This window comes from Mycobacterium sp., from assembly GCF_049281135.1.
Classification (GTDB): Bacteria; Actinomycetota; Actinomycetes; order Mycobacteriales; family Mycobacteriaceae; genus Mycobacterium.
Map to the genome: position 1 here is coordinate 1 of NZ_JBAPRN010000709.1, position 3,479 is coordinate 3,479.

The following is a 3,479-nucleotide window of genomic DNA, read 5'->3' on the forward strand; positions in this document are numbered from 1 at the left end:
GCACCATGTTGCTCACCACCAACGCCATGAGCATTCCGCTGCGCGGTCATGACCCGGAAACGCACCAGCTTTGTCTGAGGCACCTGACGGACGTATTCAACAGCGTCAAGGCCGGCTCGATGGTCTCGCACAAGGTCCGGGCCATCCTTCAGCAGAACCTGCACCGCCACTTGAGCATTGCCGACGTCGCCGAACGGCTGCACTGCACCGCCAGGACGCTGAACCGTAAGCTCGAAAAGGAAGAACTCAACTTCAGCGACGTCAACATCGCCATCCGGCTGGAAGCGATTCAAAATCTGCTCGCGACAACGGATCTGGAGATCAGGCAAATCGCTCATCGCGTCGGCTTTTCCGAGGAACGCAGCCTGAGGCGCTTCTTCAAAGCCCGCACCGGCAGGACCATTCAGCAGTTCAGGAAAGAAACGCTCGGGGATGGACTGAGCCTCGCCAGTCGGTAGTTAAGACGAGCACCGCCTGCACACCCGCACCTCGTGTCAACCCAAGACGATTTGCATTCCGTTAGTGGCGGCGATCTCAGCCGGTCAACGCATCGATAGGGCTAGATAGCCGCTCGTTAGCCGCAGAAGACGACACCTGCCGATCGATCATCCACCGCCTGTCCACCGCGACCTCAACTTGTTCGATGCGGCAGGGCTTTTAGCGGTCAGAAGCGTTGTGTGTCAGTGTTACTGCGGCCAGTCCGCCGTCTGGACGGGTCGGCGCTGGACCACCTCGACGATCCCCGACGAGCCGTCGACATGAACGATGTCACCGTCACGAAGATCGCGGGTCCCCGATCGGGTGCCCGCCACGCACGGCACCCCGAGTTCGCGCGCCACAATCGCCCCGTGCGAGCCTGCGGCACCGATGTCGATAACCACTGCGCCGGCGAGCGTCATGAGGGATACCCAGCCCGGATCGGTGGTCGGGCAGACGAGGATGTCACCGTTATCGATGGTGACGTCGTCGGCGGCGTCGCGCACGATACGGACACGCCCCTGGACAGTGCCGGGACTGACCCCGAGACCCCGCACCGTCGTCACCTCCGCGATGTGCGACTCCGGCCGTGAACCGACGACCGGCTCACCCTCCCATGTCTCCGGGAAGTCTTCAGTCAGGAATGCCGCGTGCAATTCTTTGCGTGCCGCGATCGTCGCCGCTGTGCGGCCGCCGTTCCACCCGGCGATTTCATCGCAATACAGGTGGAATACATCGTCGACGTCACCGGTGATCCGTGCGGCCACCATCTCAGCGCCAACCACGCGAGCGGCGGCCCGGCCGACATCTACCGTCCGCAGCATCGACGTCTTGGTCCCCTCGATACTGCGTGCGGCTATCGGCGCCAGGTGAATCGCCAAGCGCGCCACCGGCCTTCGATGTGCAGGCAACTGGGCGAGAACGGCCTTGACAGTTCGACGCCGATCGGCAACCATCCGGGCGCGACGTTCAGCCGGTGGGTCCGCAGTGGCGAGAGCATCGAGCAAGCGCTCGACTGGCCGGCGGTCCTCGCGCCAGACACGGGCAGCCGGATCCCCCGAATTCGGTCCTTGATACCCGTGGTCGGCGATGAACCGGTCCAGGGACTTGCGACCCGTAGCGACGTGAAACAAGTCATCCGCAATACGGGCCTCTTCGGTCGCCGCTGCGCCGCCCAGCAGCGTACCCACGATTTCGGGCCGCCCGACGAAGTCCGCGACGGCAGCCAACTGGGCGGAGACGGCTTGACCGAACACCCGCATCCAGATCTGCAGTCGCAGTGTCGTGATGAATTCTGCCAGTGCCGCGTGGGCAGTGACGATGGGATCCAGGCCCTCTCGCAGTGAGTCGCCGTCGACGCTAGCGCGCCACCAAGCCTCGACACGTGCGTGATGCTCACGTGCTTGCCGGCCGCCGGTGAACATCACCGCAGGGATGCGGGTCATCAGCGCCCCCATGCGTCCGGCAGGCGGATCCTCGACGATCCGGTCGCGTACCGAGCCCAGCAGATCGCGTTCGATGTCGTCACCGGAAACTCCCGGTAAGGCACCGAAGATGCGCCGTGCCACATTGACGTTGCCGCTCAGCCGGCCATGGAAGGAGGCGACAATTCGTTCGCACACCGGCAGTGGAAAGATCGCCTCCCCGGCGTCGATCAACCCGAGATGGTGGAAGCCGCGCCGAAGTCCAGACTCCACTCCGTACGCGTAGTAGCTCCAGGCAAGCGGCTTCATGATCCCAGGCATCAGTTCACCGGTGTTCACGCGCGTCCACAGCACACCATCCGCTGTGGGACACGTCAGACCTTGGTGGCTGCATCCCGCGCGGGCGTCGGACTCTGACGGCGGGACAACGTTCATGCTCACGCTCCCTTAGGCCGTGGCAGTGTCGATTGACGTGCGCTGCGCTCAAGGAAGCCGACGCCGCGCTCGCCGTCCGCCGTCGTCAGGGCGACGATCCCTTCGACCATGACCATCGGGTCCGACGCCACCTGCCAGTCGACGCCGTTGTAGTTGTCACCGTCCTCGGTGATGGTGATGGGCAGGGCATGAATAATGCTGGCATTCAGTGTCATCGGGCCCGAAGGCCCGTCTACCACCATCACGCTGTCTACCGGTGCACCGGTAGCGTCGCTGAGCCTGGGCGACTCGAACTGGGTGATTGCTGTCGTGACACCGTCTTCCATGACCAAGCCGATCGGTTCAGCAGCAGGACTGTCGTCACGGAACACTGTGAAAGCATGAACTACCCACTGGGGCATCACCGCGATCATGAACCGGTGGCCATGCCAGGCACCGAAAGTCCTGGCGCCGCTGGAGTGGTCCTTGAATCCGACGCCGTGAAGTGGATACTCGGCGCCGTCCACCCATAATGTTCCTTCAGTGGTGGCGGCTTGTTGGATATGCAGCATTGACGCGAAGTCCTGTTCGCGATCGGTGCTCGAGTACACATCCCAGAGCGGTGCCGCGGCGGTAGCGGTCACCTCCCACCGTACTCCGGCCGTAGGTCCTGCACATCCACGCGAGGCTGCGCTGAGCGCGGCCGTGCTCGTCAGTTCGCATACTCCGTCAAACCTGGAGCGCCAACCACTTTCGGTGATTGTGAGGCTCAGGTTCTGCGAATCGAGACCGGCTGGACTCACGTTGCGGAACCAGAACCGGTCAACAGCCAACAAGCCATCTGGAAGGTACGCGGCGATATGCGCCCACCACATGTCGAGGTCTTTACGGAACCGCCCAGTATGAATGTAGATGCCCGCTCCGGCCTCTACGCTCCAGCAGCAATGCCATCGCGTCTCGCTCCACAGTGGCACGGTGAAATCGGCATCCGCGTTCCGGTCCAAAGTGGCACCGGCGGAGGAGCTGCGGGGTCGCGAAGCCTGGCGCCTGTTCATTGAGCCTTTCGACCGCCGGTCATGAAGCTGGGCACGGGTAGGGCGTCGCGCCATCGCGGATGTTGTTGTCGCACATGCCGTTCGTGAGGTGCGTGGGGTAGTGCTCCCA

General features: G+C 63.4%; 3 protein-coding genes. 1 reads left to right on the plus strand and 2 read right to left on the minus strand.

The annotated features are described in order from the left end of the window. On the plus strand, positions 1–458 hold a 458-nt coding region (locus WAN02_RS28215; protein ID WP_422268607.1), incomplete at its 5' end, for a helix-turn-helix domain-containing protein. Positions 459–686: 228 nt separating this feature from the next. Here the strand turns inward: WAN02_RS28215 and WAN02_RS28220 are convergent. Together WAN02_RS28220 and WAN02_RS28225 are read right to left on the minus strand one after the other, a co-directional pair. Beyond that, a complete protein-coding gene (locus tag WAN02_RS28220; protein ID WP_422268609.1) occupies positions 687–2,336 on the minus strand; it encodes a PEP-utilizing enzyme in 1,650 nt (549 codons plus the stop codon). 2 nt (positions 2,337–2,338) lie between these two features. Further along, positions 2,339–2,959, minus strand: coding sequence for a hypothetical protein (locus WAN02_RS28225; protein WP_422268611.1), 621 nt, complete (start codon positions 2,957–2,959; stop codon positions 2,339–2,341). Positions 2,960–3,479 lie beyond the last annotated feature (520 nt).

What these genes read in the sequence shown, in the direction of transcription:
- WAN02_RS28220 (WP_422268609.1), bottom strand. Translation starts at nt 2,336, where the DNA reads ATGAACGTTGTCCCGCCGTCAGAGTCCGACGCCCGCGCGGGATGCAGC.